Origin of the sequence: Lysobacter stagni (assembly GCF_030053425.1) — a bacterium.
Classification (GTDB): Bacteria; Pseudomonadota; Gammaproteobacteria; order Xanthomonadales; family Xanthomonadaceae; genus Lysobacter_J; species Lysobacter_J stagni.
Map to the genome: position 1 here is coordinate 3,231,255 of NZ_JASGBI010000001.1, position 20,903 is coordinate 3,252,157.

A 20,903-nucleotide genomic window follows, 5' to 3' on the forward strand; every position below is an offset into this window, starting at 1 on the left:
GACGTACCCGAAATGACCGACAGCCCACTGAACGAACTCCTCGAGAAGAACCGCGAATGGTCCGAGCGCATCCAGCGCGAAGACCCCGGATTCTTCGAGCGCCTCTCGCTGCAGCAGGCGCCGGAATATCTGTGGATCGGCTGCTCGGATTCGCGCGTTCCGGCCAACCAGATCATCGACATGGCGCCGGGCGAGGTGTTCGTCCACCGCAACATCGCCAACGTGGTGGTGCACACCGATCTCAACTGCCTGTCGGTCATCCAGTTCGCGGTGGACGTGCTGAAGGTCAAGCGCATCCTCGTCGTCGGACACTACGGCTGCGGCGGCGTGCACGCGGCGCTGCACGGACGGCGCGTGGGCCTGGCCGACAACTGGCTGCGGCACGTCTCCGACGTGGCCGAGAAGCACTGCGGGTGCATCGAACACGCGCACGAAGGCGAGCGCCACGACCGCCTGTGCGAGCTCAACGTGATCGAACAGGTGCAGAACGTGTGCCTGACCACGATCGTCCGCGACGCCTGGGCACGCGGACAGGAGCTGTCGGTCCACGGCTGGGTCTACAGCCTGCGCAACGGCCTGGTGCACGACATGGGCATCGACGTGGATTCGTCCGAGAAACTGGACACGCTCTACAAGGCCGCCGTGGCACGCGTGAACGGCTACGGCGGGGATTCGCCGCGATGAGCGATGTCATCCGCGCCAGCGCGGCGCCGAAGCCCGTGGGCCAGTACCCGCACGCGCGCCGCGTGGGCGAGTTGTTGTTCCTGTCCGGCATCGGCCCGCGTGACCCGGCCAGCAACGCCATCGTCGGCAACGTCCACGATGCCGACGGCCGGTTGATCAGCTACGACATCGACGCGCAGACGCGCGCGGTGTTCGCCAACGTGCGCACCGTGCTGGAAGCCAGCGGCGCACGCTGGGAGGACCTGGTCGACGTCACCGTCTACCTCACCGACATGGCCCGCGATTTCAAGACGTACAACGCGGTGTGGGCCGAATGGTTCCCCGACATCGACACCGCGCCGTGCCGCACCACGCTGGGCATTACCGCGCTGCCGACGCCGATAGCGATCGAACTCAAGTGCACCGCCGTCGTGCGCGGCGCGACATCCTCGAGCAAGGCACCGGAGTAACGCATGCTGCCCGCACCGCTCAACCTGCAGGCGTGGATCGACGAACACCGCCACCTGCTCAAGCCGCCGGTCGGCAACAAGGTGATCTACGTCGGCGACTTCATCGTGATGGTCGTCGGCGGCCCGAACCAGCGCACCGACTACCACTGGGACGAAGGCGCCGAGTGGTTCTACCAGCTCGAAGGCGAGATGGTGCTGCGCATCCAGGAAGACGGAAAGGTGCGCGATATCCCCATCAAGGCCGACGAGATCTTCCTGCTTCCGCCGCGCGTGCCGCATTCGCCGCAGCGCATGCCCGACTCCATCGGCCTGGTGATCGAGCGCCGCCGCCTGCCGGACGAACTCGACGGCCTGCTGTGGTTCTGCGAACAGTGCAACCACAAGCTGTTCGAAGCGTTTTTCAAGCTGCAGAACATCGAGACCGACTTCCCGCCGGTGTTCGACCGCTTCTATTCCTCGCGCGAGCACCGCACGTGCAAGGAATGCGGCCACCTGAACCCCGCGCCCGCCAAGTACGTGATGCCGGACACCTGATGCACCGGACCCTTCCACTGCTTTCCGTTCTCCTCGCCTTTGCGACCGGCGCCGCCGCTGCCGACGACGGCGCGATCGGCTATCGCCCGTCGAAGATCGTGATGCTTCAGCCTGATTGGCTGATCGGCCAGCGCGTCGACGTGCAGCCGCTGGCCGAGACCATCCGCGCCGTGCAGGCCGCCGCGTCGTTCTATCGCGTGGAAGGCAAGCCCGACGAATGGGTGAATACCTGCTCGATCTTCCTCGTCCTGCGTCCGCAATCGCACCTGCGCACCTGGTCGGTCTGCAATGACGAGGACGCTCCGGACCTCGACACGCTGATCGCCTCGTCGCTGCCCGCCGAATCCGTCGCCGACGTACGCGAGGGCAGCGTGATACTGCAACTGTCCGCGCAGGACGCGCCGTCCGGCCCGCAGGTCGGCACGCTGCCGCTGGCATGGCAACATGCCCTGCAGGGCCGTCGCGACGCGCCGCTCGAAGCGGAACAACTGGTCAACCAGATCTGGCCGATGTGATCCGATGCTGAAAATCGACACCCACGCCCACTACATGCCGCGCGACTGGCCCAACCTGGCGCGCAAGTATGGCGACGATCGTTTCCCGGTGATCCACCACACCGACGATGGCCGCCATCGCATCTACAAGGACGGCAAGTTCTTCCGCGAGATCTGGTCCAAGACCTGGGATCCGCAGGAGCGCATCGACGACTACGCGCGCTTCGGCGTGCAGGTGCAGGTGATCAGCACCGTGCCGGTGATGTTCAGCTACTGGGCCAAGCCGCACCACGCGCTGGAACTGCACCAGGCGCTCAACGAGCACATGGCCGAGGCCTGCCGCGAGTACCCGCGCCACTACGCCGGCATCGGCACCGTACCGATGCAGTCGCCGCGCCTGGCCATCCAGGAACTGGAACGCTGCATGGACCAGTTGGGCCTGCAGGGCGTGCAGATCGGCAGCCACATCAACGACTGGAACCTCGACGCGCCGGAGCTGTTCGATTTCTTCCAGGCGGCGGGCGAACTGGGCGCAGCGATCCTCGTGCACCCGTGGGACATGATGGGCGCGGCGACCATGCCGAAGTACTGGCTGCCCTGGCTGGTCGGCATGCCGGCCGAGCAGTCGCGCGCGGCGTGCTGCCTGATCTTCGGCGGAGTGCTCGAACGCGTGCCGAACCTGAAGGTGTGCATGGCGCACGGCGGCGGCAGTTTCCCCTACACCATCGGGCGCATCGAGCACGGCTTCAACATGCGCCCGGACCTGGTCGCCACCGACAATCCACGCAATCCGCGCGACTATCTCGACCAGCTGTTCTTCGATTCCTGGGTGGCCGACCCACGCGCGCTGCGCTATCTGCTCGACACCTGCGGCGTGGACCGCGTGATGCTGGGCACCGACTACCCGTTCCCGCTGGGCGAGCAGGAACCCGGCGCCGGCATCGCCGCATTGCAGTTGTCCGAAACCGAGCAGAAGCGGCTTTACCACGGCACCGCGCTGGAATGGCTGGGCCTGCCGCTGTCGCGCTTCGCCTGAGTCATGCCGCACGTCACGCTGCACTACACCGGCAACGTCGAGGGGTTCGATCCCGACGCGGCCCTGCACGCGATCAACCGCTGCCTGGCCGACAGCGGCCATTTCAACGAGGCCGCGATCAAGAGCCGCGCGCTGCGCCTGGACCATTACCGCATCGGAGTCGCCGAGGAAACGCGTGCGTTCCTCCACGTCCAGCTGAAAGTGCTGCCCGGGCGCGACGCGGCCACGCGCGCAGGCTTCGCCACGTTGATCGTTGCCGCGCTCGAGGCCACGCTGCCCGCGCGCCATCCACATCTCCAGCTTTGCGTCGAAGTGGACGAGCTGGACGCAGACACCTACACCAAGCGCGTGATCGACGCGCACAACGCCTGATCCCATGACCGACCTGTATTCCGATTCCTACGCACAGACCCAGGATGCCGCCGACCCGTTGCGTGCATACCGCGATGAATTCCTGATCCCGCGCCACGACGGCGTCGAACAGGCCTACTTCGTCGGCAACTCGCTGGGCCTGCAACCGCGCGGTGCGCGCGCGCACGTCGAGGAAGTGCTTTCCAAGTGGGCGGCCGAAGCGGTGGAAGGCCACTTCACCGGGCAGGCGCAGTGGCTGGACTACCACGACCTCGTGCGCGATTCGCTGGCGCGCCTCGTCGGCGCCAAGCCGCTCGAAGTGGTGGCGATGAACACGCTCACGGTGAACCTGCACCTGATGATGGTGAGCTTCTACCGCCCCACGCGCGAGCGTCCCGCGATCCTGATCGAGGCCGGCGCGTTCCCGTCGGACCGCTACGCGGTGGAGTCGCAGGTTTCCTTCCACGGCTTCGATCCTGACGTCGACCTGATCGAACTCCAGCCAGATCAGGCCGACGGCACCACGTCGATGGAGGCGATCGCACGCGCCATCGCCGAGCACGGCCCGCGACTGGCGCTGGTGCTGTGGCCCGGCGTGCAGTACCGCACCGGCCAGGCATTCGACCTGCCCCGCATCGCCAGCCTCGCGCATGCGCAGGGCGCGGTGTGCGGCTTCGACCTCGCGCACGGCGTCGGCAATCTCGATCTCGCGCTGCACGACAGCGGCGTCGACTTCGCCGTGTGGTGCCACTACAAGTACCTCAACAGCGGGCCGGGCGCGGTCGCGGGCTGCTTCGTGCACGAGCGTCACGCGCACAGCGACCGCCCCCGCTTCGCTGGCTGGTGGGGCCACGACCAGTCCACGCGTTTCCGCATGGGTCCACACTTCGTGCCCACGCCCGGCGCCGATGGCTGGCAGCTGAGCAACCCGCCCATCCTCGGCATGGCGCCGCTGCGCGCCTCGCTGGAGCTGTTCGACCGCGCTGGCATGCCGGCGTTGCGCGAGAAGTCCCGCAAGCTCACCGGCTATCTGGAGACGCTGATCCAGCAGCGCCTGGCCGGCACGCTGCAGATCGTCACTCCTGCCGATCCGAACCAGCGCGGCTGCCAGCTTTCACTGCGCGTGATCGGCGGCCGCGGCCTCACCGGTCGTGACGCCGGACGCGCCCTGTTCGATTACCTCGCCACGCAGGGTGTGCTGGGCGACTGGCGCGAACCGGATGTGATCCGAATCTCCCCCGCTCCGCTCTACAACACCCACGCCGATGTGTTGCGTTTCGTGCGGGCGGTGGAGGCGTGGCGGGATGCATAAAGCCGTCATTCCCGCGAAGGCGGGAATCCAAGGTTCAGATGCATCAAGGACGAACCATGCAGAAGCAACCGGCGGTCTACATGCTGGCGAGCAGCCGCAATGGAACGATCTACATCGGCGTCACGAGCAACTTGCTGGGTCGTACATGGCAACACCGCGAGCATCTGGTCGATGGCTTCAGCAAGTTCCATGACGTAACGCGACTCGTCTGGTATGAACAGTGTGACGACATGGCTTCTGCCATCGAACGTGAGAAGCAACTCAAGAAGTGGAACCGGGCATGGAAGATCCGGTTGATCGAGGAACGTAATCCGGAGTGGATCGACCTTTGGCCCGGCCTTGTCGGCCGCTGACAGTTGGATCCCCGCCTTCGCGGGGATGACAGCAGGGAACGATGAAGTGACCCAACCTGACAACCGCCACATCACCCTCATCGGCGCCGGCCTTGCCGGCGCAGTGCTTGCCACGCTGCTGGTACGACGCGGTTGGCGCGTGGACGTGTACGAGAAGCGTGGCGACCCGCGGGTTCAGGGCTATGGCGGCGGACGCTCGATCAACCTGGCGCTGGCCGAGCGCGGCCGCCACGCCCTGCGCCTGGCCGGCGCTGATGAGGCGGTCATGCAGCATGCGGTGATGATGCGCGGGCGCATGGTGCACTTTCTCGACGGCCGCACCGACCTGCAACGCTACGGCCGCGACGACAGCGAAGTGATCTGGTCGGTGCATCGTGGCGAGCTCAACGTGATCCTGCTCGACATCGCCGAGCGTGCCGGCGCGAAGCTGCATTTCGACCGGGGCCTGTCCGGTGTCGACTTCGACGCGCGCACCGCCCGCTTCACCGATCCACGCGACGGCAGCACGCACGAGGCGCGCTTCGAATCGCTGGTCGGTGCGGACGGAGCCGGTTCCTCGTTGCGCGCGGCGATGAGCGCGCACGTCGAACTCGGCGAGCGCACGGAGTTCCTTGGCCATTCCTACAAGGAGCTCGAAATACCGCCGGCCGCCGACGGCAGCTTCAGCATCGAACCCAATGCCCTGCACATCTGGCCGCGCGGCCGTTACATGTGCATCGCGCTGCCCAACGATGAACGCACCTTCACCGTCACGCTGTTCCTGCCCAACGAGGGCGACCCCAGCTTCGCCACGGTGCGCAATGGCGAGGATGCGCGCGCCCTGTTCGAACGCGACTTCGCCGACGCGGTGCCGTTGATCCCTGCGCTGGAAGAGGATTTCGAGCGCAATCCGGCGGGCCTTCTGGCCACGCTGTATCTGGACCGCTGGCACCTGGACGGCCGCGCCGTGCTGCTCGGCGATGCCGCGCACGCGATGGTGCCTTTCCACGGCCAGGGCATGAACTGCGCGTTCGAGGATTGCGTGGCGCTGGCCGAGCACCTGGACGCGAACCCCGATCGCGCTGCCGCGTTCGCCGCGTTCCAGGCCGAACGCCTTCCCAATGCGCGCGCGATCCAGGCCATGGCGCTGGAGAACTACCTTGAAATGCGCGATCGCGTCGACGACGACGATTACCTGCTGCAACGCGCACTGGAACGCACGCTGGCGCAGCGCCACCCGGAGCGCTTCATGCCGCGCTATTCGATGGTGACCTTCCAGCGCATGCCCTATGCGACGGCATACGAGCGTGGCCGCCAGCAGCGCGAGCTGCTGATCGACTTGACGCGCGGCCACACCAGCCTGGATACGCTGGACTGGTCCGCGGTGGACCACGCCGTGCGTGAACGTCTGACGCTCTTGCCGATGGATGCCTGACGTGCCGGCAAGCTTCCTGTTCTACGACCTGGAAACCTTCGGCGCGGACCCGCGCACCTCGCGCATCGCCCAGTTCGCTGCCATCCGCACCGATGCCGACCTGAACCAGGTCGACGAAGCGATCAGCGTCTTCGTGCGTCCCGCCGACGACCTGCTGCCCTCGCCCGGCGCGACGATGGTCACGGGCATCTCTCCCCAGCATGCGCTGGCCGAAGGCATGGCCGAGGCCGACGCCCTCGCGCTGATGTTCGAGGAGATGTCGCGACCGGAAACCTGCTCGCTGGGCTACAACTCGCTGCGCTTCGACGACGAGTTCGTGCGCCATGGGTTGTTCCGCAACTTCTTCGACGCCTACGAACGCGAATGGCGCGGCGGGAACTCGCGCTGGGACCTGCTCGACGTGCTGCGCCTGGCGCACGCGCTGCGCCCCGACGGACTGGTCTGGCCCCGCCGCGAAGACGGCGCCACCTCCTTCAAGCTGGAACACCTCGCCCACGCCAACGATGTGCGCATCGGCGACGCGCACGAGGCGTTGTCCGACGTGCGCGCGCTCATCGGCCTTGCGCGCAGGCTGAAGGTTGCGCAACCGAAACTGTGGGACTACGCACTGCGGTTGCGCGACAAGCGTTACGCGGCCAGCCTGCTGGACGTGGTCGCGATGAAGCCCGTGCTGCATGTCTCGCAACGCTATCCAGCCAGCCGCCTGTGCGCCGCGGCGGCGCTGCCGATCGCGCGGCATCCGCGCATCGACAGCCGCGTGATCGTGTTCGACCTGGACCAGGATCCGGACGCGCTGCTGCAGCTGGCGCCCGAGGAGATTGCCGAACGCCTGTACGTGCGACAGGCCGACCTGCCCGAGGGCGAATCGCGCGTGGCACTGAAAGAGGTGCACACCAACCGCTGCCCGGCGCTGATTTCATGGGACCACCTGCGCGGGCCCGACTTCGACCGGCTCGGCATCGATCCCGCCCTCGCCGAAGCGCGTGCCGCGCGCATCCGTGACGCCGGCCCGGGGCTGGTCGAGAAAGTCCGGCAGGTGTTCTCGACCGAACGCGAGCGCACGACGTCCGACGTCGACGCCTCGCTGTACGACGGTTTCATCGGCGACGGCGACAAGCGCATGTTCGCGCAGGTGCGCACCACGCCGCCCGAGGCGCTGGGGCTGGCCGAGTTCGGGTTCCGCGATGCGCGCCTGCCGGAGATGCTGTTCCGCTATCGCGCGCGCAACTGGCCGCAGACCCTGACGGCGCAGGAATGGTCGCGCTGGAACGACTACCGTCGTGCGCGCCTTTGCACCGAATCGGGCTTGTCCGAGTACAGCTTCGCGCGTTACGCCGAAGAGATCGCGATGCTGCGCGCCCTGCATGCACAGGACACGGCCAGGCAGGTATTGCTCGACCGGCTGGAGGCCTGGGGCGGCGACATCGCCGCAAGCCTCGCCTGACCTTTCCCCCTTTCACGAACCCGTCCCACGCGGGCTGCGACGTCACCATGGCTACCTATTTCAGCGACGCGAGTTTCAAGTTCCTGCGCGGCATCGCGCGACACAACGACCGCGCCTGGTTCCAGGCGCACAAGGCCGACTACGACGAGCACATCCGCGCGCCGTTCCAGCGCCTGCTCACCGATCTTCAGCCCATCCTTGCCGGCGTGAGCCTGCATTACCGCGCCGAGCCCAAGACCGTGGGCGGTTCGTTGTTCCGCATCCAGCGCGACACGCGCTTCGCCAACGACAAGACGCCCTACAAGACCTGGCAGGGCGCGCGCCTGTTCCATGAGCGCGGACGGCAGGTGGAAGCGCCGTCGTTCTATGTGCAGATCCAGCCGGGCAACTGCTTCATCGGCACGGGCCTGTGGCATCCGGAACCGGACACGCTGCGCCGCGTGCGCCACTTCATCCTGGACAACCCGGGAAGCTGGAAGGCCGCCGCGCACGATGCGAAGTTCCGTCGTCGTTTCGATCTGGACGACAGCGAAACGCTGACCCGCATGCCGCGCGGTTTCCCGGACGATTTCGAGTTCGCCGACGACCTCAAGCGCAAGAACTTCGTGGCCTACCGCATGATCGACGACGCGACCATGACCGGTCCGCGCCTGTTGAAGACGCTGGAGACGGACCTGCAGGGCCTGGCGCGCTTCACGGATTACCTGTGCGCGTCGCTGGACCTGGAGTTCTGATCGCGCAGCCTGGTCTCACCGCGGCGCCACGTAGCCGCCCTGCACGCCACGGGGCGAGAGCATCAGCTGCCACAGTTGCGAATGCCGACTGCGGAACGTGGCCATCGAGGCCGACAGGTAGAAGCGCCACATGCGGCGGAAGCGCTCGTCGTAGCGCGTGTCGAGCGTCGGCCAGGCATGCTCGACGTTGTCGCGCCAGGCCTTGAGCGTCTTCTCGTAGTCGGCACCGAAGTTGTGCCAGTCCTCCAGCACGAACAGGCCTTCAGTGGCCGCGGCGATCTGCGCCGCGGAGGGCAGCATCGAGTTGGGGAAGATGTACTTGCCGATCCACGGGTCGGTGTAGGTCACCGAGCGGTTGGTGCCGATGGTGTGCAACAGGAACAGGCCATCGTCGTCCAGACAGCGTTGCGCGACTTCGAAATAGGTGCGGTAGTTCTTCACGCCGACGTGCTCGAACATGCCCAGCGAGAACGCACGGTCGAAGCGTTCGTCCAGCTCGCGATAGTCCTGCAGACGGATCTCGATCGGCAGTCCGCTGCACAGTTCGCGCGCGTAGGCCGCCTGCTCGCGCGAGACGGTCACGCCCACGCCGCTGACACCGTAGCGCTCGGCGGCGAACTTCAGCGCCTCGCCCCAGCCGCAGCCGATGTCGAGCACGCGCATGCCCGGGCGCAGACCGAGCTTGCGACAGACCAGGTCCAGCTTGGCTTCCTGCGCGGCGTCGAGATCGTGCAATGGCGCACCATCGCGGTCGCGCCAGTAGGCGCAGCTGTAGACCATTCGGCGGCCGAGCATGGCCTGGTACAGATCGTTGCCGAGGTCGTAGTGGCGCTCGCCGACCTGGAAGCTGCGGCGGCGGCTCTGCAGATTGGTCAAACGCGCGCGGACCGCGTCCAGCGCCACGCCCCAACCGCGGACCTTCTCATCGAGGCCGGCGATCAGCAGGTGCGTGAGCAGGCCATCGAGCGAGGCGGTATTCCACCAGCCTTCCATGTACGACTCGCCCAGCCCCAGCGAGCCCTTCGCCAGCACGCGCGCGTGGAACCGCTCGTCATCCACGCGCAGGTCCCAGGGGCGGCTTCCGTCCAGACGGACGTCGGCCAACGACAACAGTTTCTCGACCCGATTACGCAATGAGGACATGATGGCCCCGGCGGTCTGGACGGTGCCCGGTCAGCGGGCAGAAACGATGCTAGCGCGGGGCGGGCTCCGATGCAGCTGCCGGCGGGGCCGACGGCACGGCAAACAGTGTTCTGAATTCCGGCGCGATGTACGGCAGCAACACCTCGACGGGTACTTCCACCGTCTGCGTGCCATCCGAATAGGGCCCCACCTGGTACGGCGCGAACACGAAGCGCAGCCCGGACAGGCGGCCGTCCGGCGCCTGCATCGGTTCGAACAGGGCGAAGTCGCCCGGCTCGGGCTGCGTGCCGTCGTCGATCATGCGCGAGGCGTTCTTCACCACCTCGGCGCGCTCTTCCGGCGGCAGGTCGTCGGCGTCCACGCGCTGCGACAGCGCCGCGTGCAGTTGTTCGCGCACGTAATCGGAGATGGCGGTCCAGCCGGCCGGAGTGTTGATCAGCTCGCCGGCGGTCAGCAGGCGGTTCTGTTTCGGCAGCCAGACGAAACGCGCGATCAGCGGCGCACCGTGCGCCCCACCGGTATAGCTGCTGCCGTCGGCGGCCACGGCCACGATGTCCGGCGTCTCCATCAGGCCGGTGAAACTGAGCGAAAGGTCGTACGGCGCGCTGGTCGCACCGCCCGGCGTGCTGCGCGCCTTGGCCGCCTCCATCAGGTCGGCGCGGGCGGCGTCGGCGTACTTCCTCAGTTCCGCCGCCAGCCCGGGGTAACGCTCCGACGGCACCTGGTAGCTGATGCCGATGACGTAGTCCGAGGTGGACTCGGACACATCCTCCAGGCGCGCGGACGCAGCCGCGCCTTCGCCCGGCGCGGGAGCGGTGGCGGAAGTCGCGGGTGCGGTGGGAGCGACGGCGGGTTCGGCTTCGCGCTTGCAGGCCACCAGTGCCGCCGCCATCGCGAGCAGCAGGAGCAGTCGCATCATGGGCAGTCCTTTGTCATGCAACGAAGGTTAGCGGCGCGCGCGTGATGCCCGAATCACAGCGTTTTCACTACCGCTGCGCTGCTCACCAGTGGTCGCGCTGGGGCAGCAGGCCCTGCAGTTCGGCGTCGGTGAGGTTGCGCCATTGGCCGGGTTTCAGGTGTCCCAGCTTGACGTTGCCGATGCGCACGCGCAGCAGCTGCTTCACGCGGAAGCCGAAGTGCGCCGCCATCAGGCGGATCTGCCGGTTCAGGCCCTGCACCAGCACGACCCGGAAGCCGAACTTGCCCAGCCGGCCGGTCTTGCACGGCAGCGTCGTCTGCCCGTGCACCGGCACGCCGCGGGCCATGCCGCGCAGGAATTCGTCGGTGACCGCGTGGTTCACCGCCACCAGGTATTCCTTCTCGAGCTTGTTCTCGGCGCGCAGGATCTCGTTGACGATGTCGCCGTTGCTGGTCAGCAGGATCAGCCCTTCAGAGTCCTTGTCCAGCCGCCCCACCGGGAAGATGCGGCGATCGTGGCCGACGAAGTCGACGATGTTGCCCTTCACGGTCGACTCGGTCGTGCAGGTGATCCCCACCGGCTTGTTGAGCGCGATGTAGACGTGCTGGCGCTTGCCCTTGGCCGCGGTGCGCACCTTCAGCGGCTGGCCGTCGACCAGGACTTCGTCGCCCTCGCCCACCTCGGCGCCGACGCGGGCGCGCACGCCGCCGACGGTGACCCGCCCTTCGGCGATGAGGCGGTCGGCCTCGCGCCGGGAGCAGTAGCCGGTGTCGCTGATGTGTTTGTTCAGGCGCATGCGGGCCGGCGCCTCGGGCGCCGCGGTCGGGGGACGGGCGCGCATGCTGTCATACCTGCGCGCCGCGCGCAGCATCGGTGGACCCCAAGGCCGGAAGCGGCGCCCCGCGCGACCTGTCGTCGGCGCCTGCCGCGACGGATCGCCGCCTCCGGGTCCTGGTCGGCCTAGCCGAGCTGCTGGTTGTATTCGGGGTGACGCTCCACCCAACCGGCGGCGTAGGCGCATTTCGGACGCACGTGCCAGCCCTGCGCCTTCGCGTACTCGAAGGCGGCCCGGACCAGTTCGCCGGCGATGCCGCGCCCGCCGATGGCGTCCGGCACGCCGGTATGGACGATGACCATCTGATCGCCCTCGCGGTGGTACTCCAGTACCGCGACCTCGCCGTCCACCTGGGTCGTGAAAACTCCCGTTACCGGGTCGTGCTGGATGGTGTGCGAGGTCATGCGCGTGCCGGATGGGGAGGGATCGTCATGATGGCTCAACGGGCGTCCCGCTTGCCCTGGTTGCGCCGGTCCTGGCTGCCCATGTGGCCCTGGATGGCCTGCATGCGCGTCTCGGCGGCATGGAGCTCGTTGGCCTTGGACGAAGCGCTGTCGGACTGGAAGCCCGGCTTGGGCACGTGGGCGTGCTCGGTATCGAACTGCTGCCATGCGTGAGGCTGGTGGTCGCGCTCGTGCTTGGCGGCGAGCAGTTCGTGGGTATTGGCCAGGGCCTGCTCCGGGGTGATCCGGGGCCTGGCGGCGCGGACGCGTTTGCGCGGAGCGGCGGTCTTGCGTGCCGTCGTCTTGCTGGGGGGTTTGCGAGCGGGCGCAGCGGCCTTCTTCGCCGTGGACTTGCGCACGGTCTTCCGGGCGGCCTTCTTCGGCGCAGCCTTGCGGGCGGCAGTCTTCGCCGGCGCCTTGCGGACGGCCTTCTTCGTCGCTGTCTTCTTCGCCGCCGCCTTCTTCGCCGCGGTCTTTCGGGCAGGCGTCTTGCGAACGACCTTCTTCGCCGCCTTCTTTGCGGCAGCCGTCTTGCGGACGGACTTCTTCGTCGCCTTCTTCGCGGCGGCCGCCTTGCGGGCGGTGGTACCGGTGGTCTTCTTCGCGACCTTCTTCGCCGCCTTCTTCGTCGCCTTCTTCGCGGTTCCGGCCGCCTTGCGGGCGGTGGCCTTCTTCGCGGGGCGCTTGCGGGTGGTGGTCTTGCCGGCCTTCCTCATCGCCATGCCTGGACTCCTGGGCACTGTCGGGAATTCCGGCATATCACGCGCGACATTCATGCCAAGTGATCGCGACCCACAGCGTCAGTCGATGCGAACCCATCACGGCCATCACTGACCCGACGCGTCACCCCGCCGCACGCAAACCCGCATACGGACGAATGGCACGGAATCTGCGTGATCCATTACCGGAATTCACGCTCCGGAGAACATCCCCATGACCGTGCATCACCTCACCTTCGACCACCTGAGCGACGACGCACTGATGTCGCGCCTGTTCGATCTGGCCCAGGCGGGCCGCCAGGACTCGGTCGAGACGGCGCAGATCGACGCCGAGGTTTACAACCGCCTGCTCCTGGCCTACGGCGAAGCTGGCTCCGACGCGGGCCTCCGCGCCGCCTGATCCACGCCGCATCGCGAATCCGGCCCGGCCGGATCGCCGGCGGTCAGCGGAAGGATGGGCTCATCAGCCGGTCCAGGAACAACGGGCCGATGCGCGGGTCCATCAGCAGCATGAACAGCACGCCGTAGATCGCGCCCGACAGGTGCGCGCTGTGGTTGATGTTGTCGCCGCCACGGCGGTCCATCCAGAACGAATAGCCCACGTACGCCACTGCGTACAGAAACGCCGGCACCGGCACCGGTACGTAGATCATCGCCCAGGGCTGCAGCAGGATGAAGGCGAACAACACCGCCGACACCGCGCCCGACGCGCCCAGGCTGCGGTAATGCGGATCGTGCCGGTGGCGTAGATAGCTCGGCAGGATCGCGATGACTATCGCCGACAGATAGAACAGCAGGAATCCCAGCGGCCCCATCAGCTGCGACACCACGTTCTCGATCGCACGACCGAAGAAGAACAGCGTGAGCATGTTGAACAGCAGGTGCGACCAGTCCGCGTGGATGAAACCGTGCGTGATCAGGCGGTCGTACTGGTGTTTGCGGTCGATCGCCGGCGGCCACAGGATCAACCGCTCCAGCAGCCGCGGCCGGTCGAAAGCCAGCCACGACACCACGACGGTCACGGCGATCAGGATGAAGGTCAGCATCGGTCGGGATTCCGGACTCAGGCGGTGCGGTAGTTGTCCTGCATCGGGTATGTCCGCGCGTACAGCGCGAACGCAGCCGCGGCGAGGAACGCGAAGCCGGCGAAGAAGAACATCAGGAAGGCGTTCTCGCTCAGGCCCGTGGCGCCGATGTGCGACATCACCGTTTCGTTACGCACGCCCGCGTTGGTCAGCAGCACCCACAGGCTGCCGAACGTGCTGGCCAGGTACCAGAACGCCATGATGACGCCCTTCATCGCCTGCGGCGCCTGGCTGTAGGCGAATTCCAGCGCGGTGGCCGACACCAGCACCTCACCGAACGTGAGCAGCGCATACGGCAGGATCTGCCACGCCAGCGAGACCGGATCGCCACCGTCGATCCACAACTGCAGGATGCCGGCGAAGATCCAGGCCGCGCCCGAGAACGCGATGCCCGCACCCATGCGGCGCAGCGGCGTGGGATTGAAGCCCAGATGGCGAAGCGCCGGGTACAACACCAGATTGTTGAACGGGATCAGCAGCATCACCAGCGCGGGATTGAGCGCCTGCATCTGCGCGGCGTCGCGCACCAGCCAGCTCGGCCACCACCACGCATCGTGCGGCATGGCCATCGCATTGCCCTGCAGCACCCAGGTCGACGCTTTCTGGTCGAACAACGACCAGAACGGCGTGGTCAGTGCGAACACGATCAGGATACGCAGCACCGCGCGCACGCCGTCGACGGCCGCATCCGGGTGCACGCCGCGGGCGCGCTCCAGTTGCAGCGAAGCGCCCATGCCGCCGAAGGCGATCACCGCGCCCAGCGCAAGGCAGGCCGAGATGACGAAGCCGAACGATTCGGGCCACCACGACAGCCCCACCGTCGCGTGCACCGCCCAGCCCAGCAGCAGGCCGGCGGCCAGCGCGAAGCCGCCCACCGCCACCGCGAAACCCGGACGTCCCTGCCCCGGCGCCTGCGCCAGCAGCGCGGTGCGCGCCACGTGCAGGAAGGAATCCGGATCGGATTTCGCCGGCGGCACGTTGATGTACTGCTTGCGGCCCAGCCAGAAGATGAAGGTCGCCACGAACATCAGCGCGCCCGGGATGCCGAACGCCACCGCCGGCCCGTACTCGCGCAGGAAGATGGGCATCAGCAGCGAAGCGAAGAAGCTGCCGAAGTTGATGATCCAGTAGAAGGCGTCGAACACCTTGCGCGCCAGATGCTTGTTGGTCTGGTCGAACTGGTCGCCGACGAAGGACACCACCAGTGGCTTGATGCCGCCCGAGCCCAGCGCGATCAGGAACAGGCCCGTGTAGAACCCGGTGCGGTGGTTCTCGAACATCGCCAGGCACGCATGGCCGGCGCAGTAGATCAGCGAGAACCACAGGACGGTCCTGTACTTGCCGAAGAACCGGTCCGAGAGCCAGCCGCCCAGCAGCGGGAAGAAGTACACGCCGATGACGAAGGTGTGGAACACCTCCTTCGCCATGCCCGCGCGTTCGGCTTCCGGCAGGTAGGCCAGCATCGCGCTGCTGGCCAGGAACTGCACCAGGATGTTGCGCATCCCGTAGAAGCTGAAGCGCTCGCAGCCCTCGTTGCCGATGATGTAGGGAATCTGGCGCGGGAGCTTTGCGGCGCCCTGTGCCGTGGCCGCGCTTGCGGAAATCGTCATCCGGTTCTGCCTGTGCTGGGGTCGCCGGCGAATCCGTTCGCGGGACGGGACAAAAAAACCGGCGGAGACACGCTCCGCCGCACCCCCGAGAGTACCAAGGGGCACGTGGCAAGCGAAGTCTTGATTCCCGTGGGCAGGGACGAGCGGCGGCGGCGCGGGTGTCGCGCCGCCGCGGCGGACTTACTGAACGGCGGCGTCCGTGGCGAGGTCCGCGGCAGCGTCCTGGTCGAGGGCGGCGGCGGTGTCGTCCGCCGGCTGAGCGCCTTCGGCCAGCACGTCGAGCTCGTAACGGAAGTTCTGCATCATCTGGCGCGGACCGTCGCGCCAGGCGGCGGAGATGGCGAGCTGGTGCTTGCCCGGCGGCAGCGGCTTGAGCATCAGCCAGTAACCGTCGGTGGTCGCCGAAAACACTTCGTCCGACATCGCGAAGCAGCCGCCGGCGGCGACGCGCATGCGTTCCAGCTTGCCGATGGGACGCCCGTCCAGCAGCACCAGCCCCGTGCCGACGTTGTCGGCCAAGCGAGCGGCGGCGGCCCGCTTCTCGTCGCAGGAAACCGTGTCGCCGCCCTGCCCCATCACCCAGTTGATCAACGGTACGAACAGGTGCTTGTCGGCCGGAACCGTGCAGGTGCGCACCGCATCGAAGCGACCATCGGTGCCGGCCAGGAACCACACCGGACCTTCCTGGTGCAGCGTGCACAGACTGCCGTCGCGGTCGGCGTACGGCACGCCGGTGTCGGCGCCGAAGCGACCCACCCATTGCCACCAGCGCGCGGTCCACTGCGCCTGGTTGAGGTCGCCGACGATGCCATCGGACGGAACCCAGCGATCGTCCAGCGTGACCACCGGCGGCGGCGGCGGGGCTTCGCGCTGTCGCGACCAGCCCATTTCCTCGCTGATGTCCTTGGCTTCCTTGCAACCGGAAGCGAGCAGCAGGCCCGTCAGGCACGTCGCGGCGAGCGCGGCGCGCCACAGGCGCGGAGGCGTCATGCCCATTCGGTCAGTCCCTCGCGTTCGTACAGGGTGGCGAACGAAGGCCGCGCCTTCATGCGCCGCGCCAGCTCGGCCAGGTGCGGCCACTCGTGCCCGGGACGCGGCATGTTGCGCGTCCAGCGCATCAGCATGGCCAGATAGAAGTCGGCAGCGCTCAGGCGTTCGCCGAGCAGGTACGGGCCGTTCGCGGCCAGATGCGCGTCCAGTCGTTCCCAGGTGCTTTCGATGCGGCGGCGCGCGCCATCCTTCACGGTGTCGGCATGTTCGCCATCGATGTCCTGCGGGTACCACCACAGGCGCAGCGGCGACTGCAGCGTGTTGGCCAGGTTGAGCACCCATTGCAGGTACAGCCCGCGCTGCGGATCGCCCTGCGCAGGAGCGAGACCCGCTTCGGCATGACGGTCGGCCACGTGAAGCACCAGCGCAGCGGCCTCGTACAGCGGTTGCCCATGGTCGACCAGCGTCGGCACCACGCCGTTCGGGTTCAGCCGGAGGTATTCGGGACTCTTCTGCTGCTTGGCGGCCGTATCGACCAGGCGCAGTTCGTGCGGCACGCCCAGCTCGATCAGCAGCCAATGGACGACCATGCTCGCCGCGCCCGGCGAGTAATACAGGCTGTACATGCGTCATTCCCCTTGAATGAGGCGTCCATCATCGCACGCGCGCGCGATGCCCCGGCAGCCATCGAAGGTCATGGTATCGCCACCTCCGTGGCCATTTCGCGTCGCCTCCACCGTGGCCGTCGGAAGGTGGGACGACCACCTCACTCCGGCGAAGCGATGAGCCTCACCGAATACCGCCGCAAGCGCCGCTTTGTCGGCACGTCCACCGGCACGCGCGAACCCGAGCCCGGCAAGCGCCTGCCGCAGGGCAAGCGCGCGATCTTCGTCGTCCAGCTGCACCATGCCAGTCGCCGGCACTACGACTTCCGCCTGCAGATCGGCGACGCGCTCAAGAGCTGGGCCGTGCCCAAGGGCCCCAGCTACGACCCCAGCGTCAAGCGCATGGCCGTGGAGGTGGAGGACCATCCCGTCGACTACGCGCAGTTCGAAGGCGAGATTCCCAAAGGGCATTACGGCGGCGGGCACGTGGCGCAGTTCGACCACGGCGTGTGGGCGACCGAGCACGACCCCGAAGCGCAGCTCGCCAAGGGGCATCTGCATTTCGAACTGTTCGGCGACAAGCTCAAGGGTGGCTGGCACCTGGTGCGTTCGGGGAAAGCCTCGCGGCAACCACAGTGGCTGTTGTTCAAGGACCGCGACGAATACGCCGGCACGCTGGAAGCCGACGATCTGCTCGCCGACGTCACTCCCCCGCCGGAGGAAGACGCAAGACGTGCGGGCCGCGGAAAGGCCACGCGCAAGCATCGTAGCGAGGTCCCCGTGCAGGCCGGCACGAAGGCGCGCGACTGGGCGAAGCTCGCTGCAAAGCTGACCCGTGCGCGCAAGGCGCCGGCGCCCACCGGGTTCTTTCCGCCGCAGCTCGCGAAGCTGGGCGGTGCGCCGCCCGAAGGCGACCAGTGGCTGCACGAAATCAAATGGGACGGCTATCGCATCATCGCCACCATCGCCAAGGGCCAGGTGCGGTTGTGGTCGCGCAATGCGCTGGAATGGACCGACAAGGTGCCCGAGATCACCGGCGCACTGGAGGGACTGGGCCTGAAATCGGCCGCGCTCGACGGCGAGCTCATCGCCGGCACCGGCACGCGCGAAGACTTCAACCTGCTGCAGGGCACGCTCTCCGGCGAACGCCTGGGCACGCTCTCGTACGCCTTGTTCGATCTGCTGCACCTGGACGGCGTGGACCTGTCCGAGGCGCCGCTGATCGAACGCAAGACGTTGCTGGAACAACTCCTCGGCACGGGCACGCGCCATCTTTCGTACAGCTCGCATGCCATCGGCAACGGCGAGGAAGCGTTCGAACTGGCGGGCCAGCAACACTTCGAAGGCATCATTTCCAAGCGCGCAGACCGACCGTACCGTCCGGGTCGCGGTGACGACTGGCGCAAGACCAAGAGCCTGCACAGCGACGAATACGCGGTGGTCGGTTTCACTGCGCCCAAAGGCAGTCGCAGCGGTTTCGGTTCGCTGTTGCTGGCCACGCCGGACCAGACTCACAGTTGGCGGTACGTCGGTCGCGTCGGCAGCGGTTTCAGCGACACGCTGCTGAAAGACCTGACGCGGCGTATCGGCCGCGCCGGCTCGAAAGAGCCGACCGTCTTCGTGCCCGAGAACGACACCGACCTGCGCAGCGCGAAGTGGTTCGAGCCGCGCTTCGTGGTGGAGGTGAACTTCCGCGGCGTCGGCGGACAGGGGCTGTTGCGGCAGCCTTCGCTCAAGGCCGTGCGCGAGGACAAATCGATCGACGACCTGCGCGACAGCGATCGTGGCGCAGGCGGTCCCGCGCGTAAGGCAGCCGCCGCGAAGCAGACCAGACGCAGCGCGAAACCCGTCGCGCGCACGCCGCCGAAACTCAGCAGCCCCACCAAGGTGCTCTACCCCGACGACGGCTACCGCAAGCTCGATGTCGCCCAGTACTACGAAGCGGTGATGGACCACCTGCTGCCGGAGATCGCCGGACGTCCGCTGTCGATCATCCGTTGCCCGGCGGGCACCGGCAAAGCCTGCTTTTTCCAGAAACACCACACGCCCGGCATGGAGCTGGTGCGATTCGTCCGCTTGAAGGAAGAAGCCGGCAACAACGCCAACTACCTCGTCGTGGACGATGCGGCCGCGGTGATGGAACTGGTGCAGTTCAACGCGCTGGAGTTCCACCCGTGGGGCGCACACGCGGACGATCCCGATCGCGCCGATCGCATCGTGTTCGACCTCGATCCCGGCCCGGACGTGCCCTTCGCGGAAGTACGCCGCGCCGCGATGGACGTGCGTCGCCGATTGGAGGAGCTGGAACTGGAATCGTTCCTGCGCACCACCGGCGGCAAGGGCCTGCACGTGGTGGTGCCGCTGCAGCCGCGCGACGACTGGACGCTGGTGAAACCCTTCGCGCAGAGCTTCGCCGAAGCGCTGGCGCAGTCCGAACCCGACCGCTTCCTCTCCGTCGCCAGCAAGCGCCTGCGCAACAAACGCATCTTCGTGGACTACCTGCGCAACGGCCGGGGCGCGACCGCGGTGGCGTCGTATTCGCTGCGCGCGCGTCCGGGTGCGCCGGTCGCCATGCCGTTGGCATGGAGCGAGTTGTCCAAGCTCACGCGCGGCGACGCATTCACGCTGGCCGACGTTCCCGCGCGGCTGAAACGCCGGCGCAAGGACCCGTGGGCCGGCATCGAACTGGTGAAGCAGAGCCTGGGACGGTTCCGGCCGAAGTGACAACGCATGGCCAGGGGCGACGTCAACCGTCTCGTTCGGCCCAGGGTGCCTTCTCGAACTGTTTCACCAGATGCTCGATCAGCACCTGCACGCGCGCTGGCCGCACGCGCCCCGGCGGCGTCACCAGGTGCAGCGCGATCGGCGGCGGCGCCCACTCGGGCATCACCACTTCCAGCCGGCCTTCCTTCAGTTCGCGCCAGATCAGGAACTCCGGCTGCAGCGCCAGCCCCATGCCGGCCAGCAACGCGGGGTTGAGCGCCTCGGCGTTGTTCACGCGCAGCGGTGTGGGCACGCTGATGGAAAAGTCGCCATGGCGCTTGTGATGGAAGCGCCACGCGTTGCCGAAACGCGACAGCGTGTAGAACAACGCGCTGTGCTGGGCCAGTTCGCGCGGATGGCGCGGACGGCCGTGGCGTTCCAGGTAATCGGGCGATGCCACCAGCAGCACACGCACGCCGCACAGCCGCCGCGCCAGCAGACTGGAATCGGCCAGCGCGGAGATGCGCAACGCCACGTCGAAACCACCGCCCACCAGATCGACGATGCCATCGTCGAAATCGATCTCCAGCGAGACCTCGGGGTGGCGCGCCATGAATTCGGGCAGCAGCGGCGAGACGTGTTCGATGCCGAACGACATCGGCACCGCCATGCGCACCTGTCCGCGCGGGCTGGACGCCTGCGCGGTGACTTCCGCCTCCACCGCTTCGCCCTCGGCCAGGATGCGGTTGGCGCGCTCCAGCGCGCCGCGCCCGCTTTCGGTCAGCGACATGCGCCGCGAAGTGCGGTGGAACAGCACGGTCTTCAGGCGGGTTTCCAGGCGCGTGATCGCCTTGGAGACGGTGGCCTGCGAAAGGCCCAGTTCCGCGGCGGCCCGCGCGAACGAGCCGGTTTCGGCGACCTTGGCGAAGATCGCCCAGGCTTCCAGGTCAGGCAGCTTCATTGGCGGCGCCCTCGATCATGCAATTAATGGAAACGATCATATTCGATCGGTTCCATTCTAATCCTGCCGGCGGACGCCTATCGTG

The 20,903-nt window shown here is 67.3% G+C and carries 23 protein-coding genes; 13 read left to right on the top strand and 10 right to left on the bottom strand.

All coding sequences use genetic code 11. From position 1 onward, the window contains the following. Positions 1–12: 12 nt before the first annotated feature. The 11 genes from can to QLQ15_RS15075 are packed head-to-tail and all read left to right on the top strand — an operon-like array spanning position 13 to position 8,805. Complete coding sequence (can, locus tag QLQ15_RS15025; RefSeq protein WP_283213571.1) at positions 13–684, top strand: carbonate dehydratase; 672 nt, start codon at positions 13–15, stop codon at positions 682–684. Continuing rightward, entirely contained in the window at positions 681–1,133 is a 453-nt protein-coding gene (locus QLQ15_RS15030) for a RidA family protein (RefSeq protein WP_283213572.1), read from the top strand. Before can ends, QLQ15_RS15030 begins: the two co-directional genes overlap by 4 nt. Positions 1,134–1,136: 3 nt before the next feature. Then, a complete protein-coding gene (locus tag QLQ15_RS15035; protein WP_283213573.1) occupies positions 1,137–1,667 on the top strand; it encodes a 3-hydroxyanthranilate 3,4-dioxygenase in 531 nt (176 codons plus the stop codon). Beyond that, a complete protein-coding gene (locus tag QLQ15_RS15040) occupies positions 1,667–2,182 on the top strand; it encodes a hypothetical protein (protein WP_283213574.1) in 516 nt (171 codons plus the stop codon). Before QLQ15_RS15035 ends, QLQ15_RS15040 begins: the two co-directional genes overlap by 1 nt. Before the next feature lie 4 nt (positions 2,183–2,186). Continuing rightward, the gene (locus QLQ15_RS15045; protein WP_283213575.1) at positions 2,187–3,197 is read left to right on the top strand and encodes an amidohydrolase family protein; all 1,011 of its coding nucleotides are present in this window, start codon (positions 2,187–2,189) and stop codon (positions 3,195–3,197) included. Between the two features lie 3 nt (positions 3,198–3,200). Next, positions 3,201–3,569, top strand: coding sequence for a 5-carboxymethyl-2-hydroxymuconate Delta-isomerase (locus QLQ15_RS15050; RefSeq protein WP_283213576.1), 369 nt, complete (start codon positions 3,201–3,203; stop codon positions 3,567–3,569). Between the two features lie 4 nt (positions 3,570–3,573). Beyond that, a complete protein-coding gene (kynU, locus tag QLQ15_RS15055; protein WP_283213577.1) occupies positions 3,574–4,860 on the top strand; it encodes a kynureninase in 1,287 nt (428 codons plus the stop codon). A 56-nt stretch (positions 4,861–4,916) separates the two neighbouring features. After that, positions 4,917–5,213 carry a GIY-YIG nuclease family protein gene (locus QLQ15_RS15060; protein WP_283213578.1) on the top strand — a complete coding sequence of 99 codons (297 nt, stop codon included), beginning with the start codon at positions 4,917–4,919 and terminating at the stop codon, positions 5,211–5,213. A 46-nt stretch (positions 5,214–5,259) separates the two neighbouring features. Further along, on the top strand, positions 5,260–6,627 hold the full coding sequence (locus QLQ15_RS15065) for an FAD-dependent oxidoreductase (RefSeq protein ID WP_283213579.1): 1,368 nt from the start codon (positions 5,260–5,262) through the stop codon (positions 6,625–6,627). A 1-nt stretch (position 6,628) separates the two neighbouring features. After that, positions 6,629–8,071: an exodeoxyribonuclease I gene (sbcB, locus tag QLQ15_RS15070; RefSeq protein ID WP_283213580.1), complete on the top strand. Its 1,443-nt coding sequence runs from the start codon at positions 6,629–6,631 to the stop codon at positions 8,069–8,071. Between the two features lie 47 nt (positions 8,072–8,118). After that, entirely contained in the window at positions 8,119–8,805 is a 687-nt protein-coding gene (locus tag QLQ15_RS15075; protein WP_283213581.1) for a DUF2461 domain-containing protein, read from the top strand. A 15-nt stretch (positions 8,806–8,820) separates the two neighbouring features. On the opposite strand, the gene cfa is transcribed toward QLQ15_RS15075, so the two are convergent. From cfa to QLQ15_RS15100, 5 genes are all read right to left on the bottom strand, one after another. After that, positions 8,821–9,951 (bottom strand): cyclopropane fatty acyl phospholipid synthase, encoded by a 1,131-nt coding sequence (gene cfa / locus QLQ15_RS15080; protein ID WP_283214032.1) that lies wholly within the window; start codon positions 9,949–9,951, stop codon positions 8,821–8,823. A 46-nt stretch (positions 9,952–9,997) separates the two neighbouring features. Next, on the bottom strand, positions 9,998–10,867 hold the full coding sequence (locus QLQ15_RS15085) for a DUF3298 and DUF4163 domain-containing protein (protein WP_283213582.1): 870 nt from the start codon (positions 10,865–10,867) through the stop codon (positions 9,998–10,000). An 82-nt stretch (positions 10,868–10,949) separates the two neighbouring features. Then, a complete protein-coding gene (locus QLQ15_RS15090) occupies positions 10,950–11,708 on the bottom strand; it encodes a pseudouridine synthase (RefSeq protein ID WP_283213583.1) in 759 nt (252 codons plus the stop codon). 119 nt (positions 11,709–11,827) lie between these two features. Continuing rightward, on the bottom strand, positions 11,828–12,106 hold the full coding sequence (locus QLQ15_RS15095) for a GNAT family N-acetyltransferase (RefSeq protein WP_283213584.1): 279 nt from the start codon (positions 12,104–12,106) through the stop codon (positions 11,828–11,830). Positions 12,107–12,141: 35 nt separating this feature from the next. Further along, a complete protein-coding gene (locus QLQ15_RS15100; RefSeq protein ID WP_283213585.1) occupies positions 12,142–12,867 on the bottom strand; it encodes a hypothetical protein in 726 nt (241 codons plus the stop codon). 211 nt (positions 12,868–13,078) lie between these two features. Here QLQ15_RS15100 and QLQ15_RS15105 point away from each other — a divergent pair, with 211 nt between their 5' ends. Beyond that, on the top strand, positions 13,079–13,264 hold the full coding sequence (locus QLQ15_RS15105) for a hypothetical protein (RefSeq protein ID WP_283213586.1): 186 nt from the start codon (positions 13,079–13,081) through the stop codon (positions 13,262–13,264). Between the two features lie 43 nt (positions 13,265–13,307). On the opposite strand, the gene QLQ15_RS15110 is transcribed toward QLQ15_RS15105, so the two are convergent. The 4 genes from QLQ15_RS15110 to QLQ15_RS15125 all read right to left on the bottom strand — a co-directional run bounded on the left by QLQ15_RS15110 (position 13,308) and on the right by QLQ15_RS15125 (position 17,175). Then, on the bottom strand, positions 13,308–13,910 hold the full coding sequence (locus QLQ15_RS15110) for a rhomboid family intramembrane serine protease (RefSeq protein WP_283213587.1): 603 nt from the start codon (positions 13,908–13,910) through the stop codon (positions 13,308–13,310). A gap of 17 nt (positions 13,911–13,927) precedes the next feature. After that, positions 13,928–15,559: a POT-type proton-dependent oligopeptide transporter gene (locus QLQ15_RS15115; protein ID WP_283213588.1), complete on the bottom strand. Its 1,632-nt coding sequence runs from the start codon at positions 15,557–15,559 to the stop codon at positions 13,928–13,930. Positions 15,560–15,739: 180 nt separating this feature from the next. Next, on the bottom strand, positions 15,740–16,549 hold the full coding sequence (locus tag QLQ15_RS15120) for a hypothetical protein (RefSeq protein WP_283213589.1): 810 nt from the start codon (positions 16,547–16,549) through the stop codon (positions 15,740–15,742). Beyond that, positions 16,546–17,175 (bottom strand): glutathione S-transferase family protein, encoded by a 630-nt coding sequence (locus QLQ15_RS15125; RefSeq protein WP_283213590.1) that lies wholly within the window; start codon positions 17,173–17,175, stop codon positions 16,546–16,548. The genes QLQ15_RS15120 and QLQ15_RS15125 overlap by 4 nt, the downstream gene beginning before the upstream one ends. 156 nt (positions 17,176–17,331) lie before the next feature. On the opposite strand from QLQ15_RS15125, the gene ligD reads away from it, so the two are divergent. After that, positions 17,332–19,878, top strand: coding sequence for a DNA ligase D (gene ligD / locus QLQ15_RS15130; protein ID WP_283213591.1), 2,547 nt, complete (start codon positions 17,332–17,334; stop codon positions 19,876–19,878). 22 nt (positions 19,879–19,900) lie between these two features. Here ligD and QLQ15_RS15135 read toward each other — a convergent pair whose 3' ends face one another. Continuing rightward, positions 19,901–20,818: a LysR family transcriptional regulator gene (locus tag QLQ15_RS15135; RefSeq protein ID WP_283213592.1), complete on the bottom strand. Its 918-nt coding sequence runs from the start codon at positions 20,816–20,818 to the stop codon at positions 19,901–19,903. Positions 20,819–20,903: the final 85 nt, after the last annotated feature.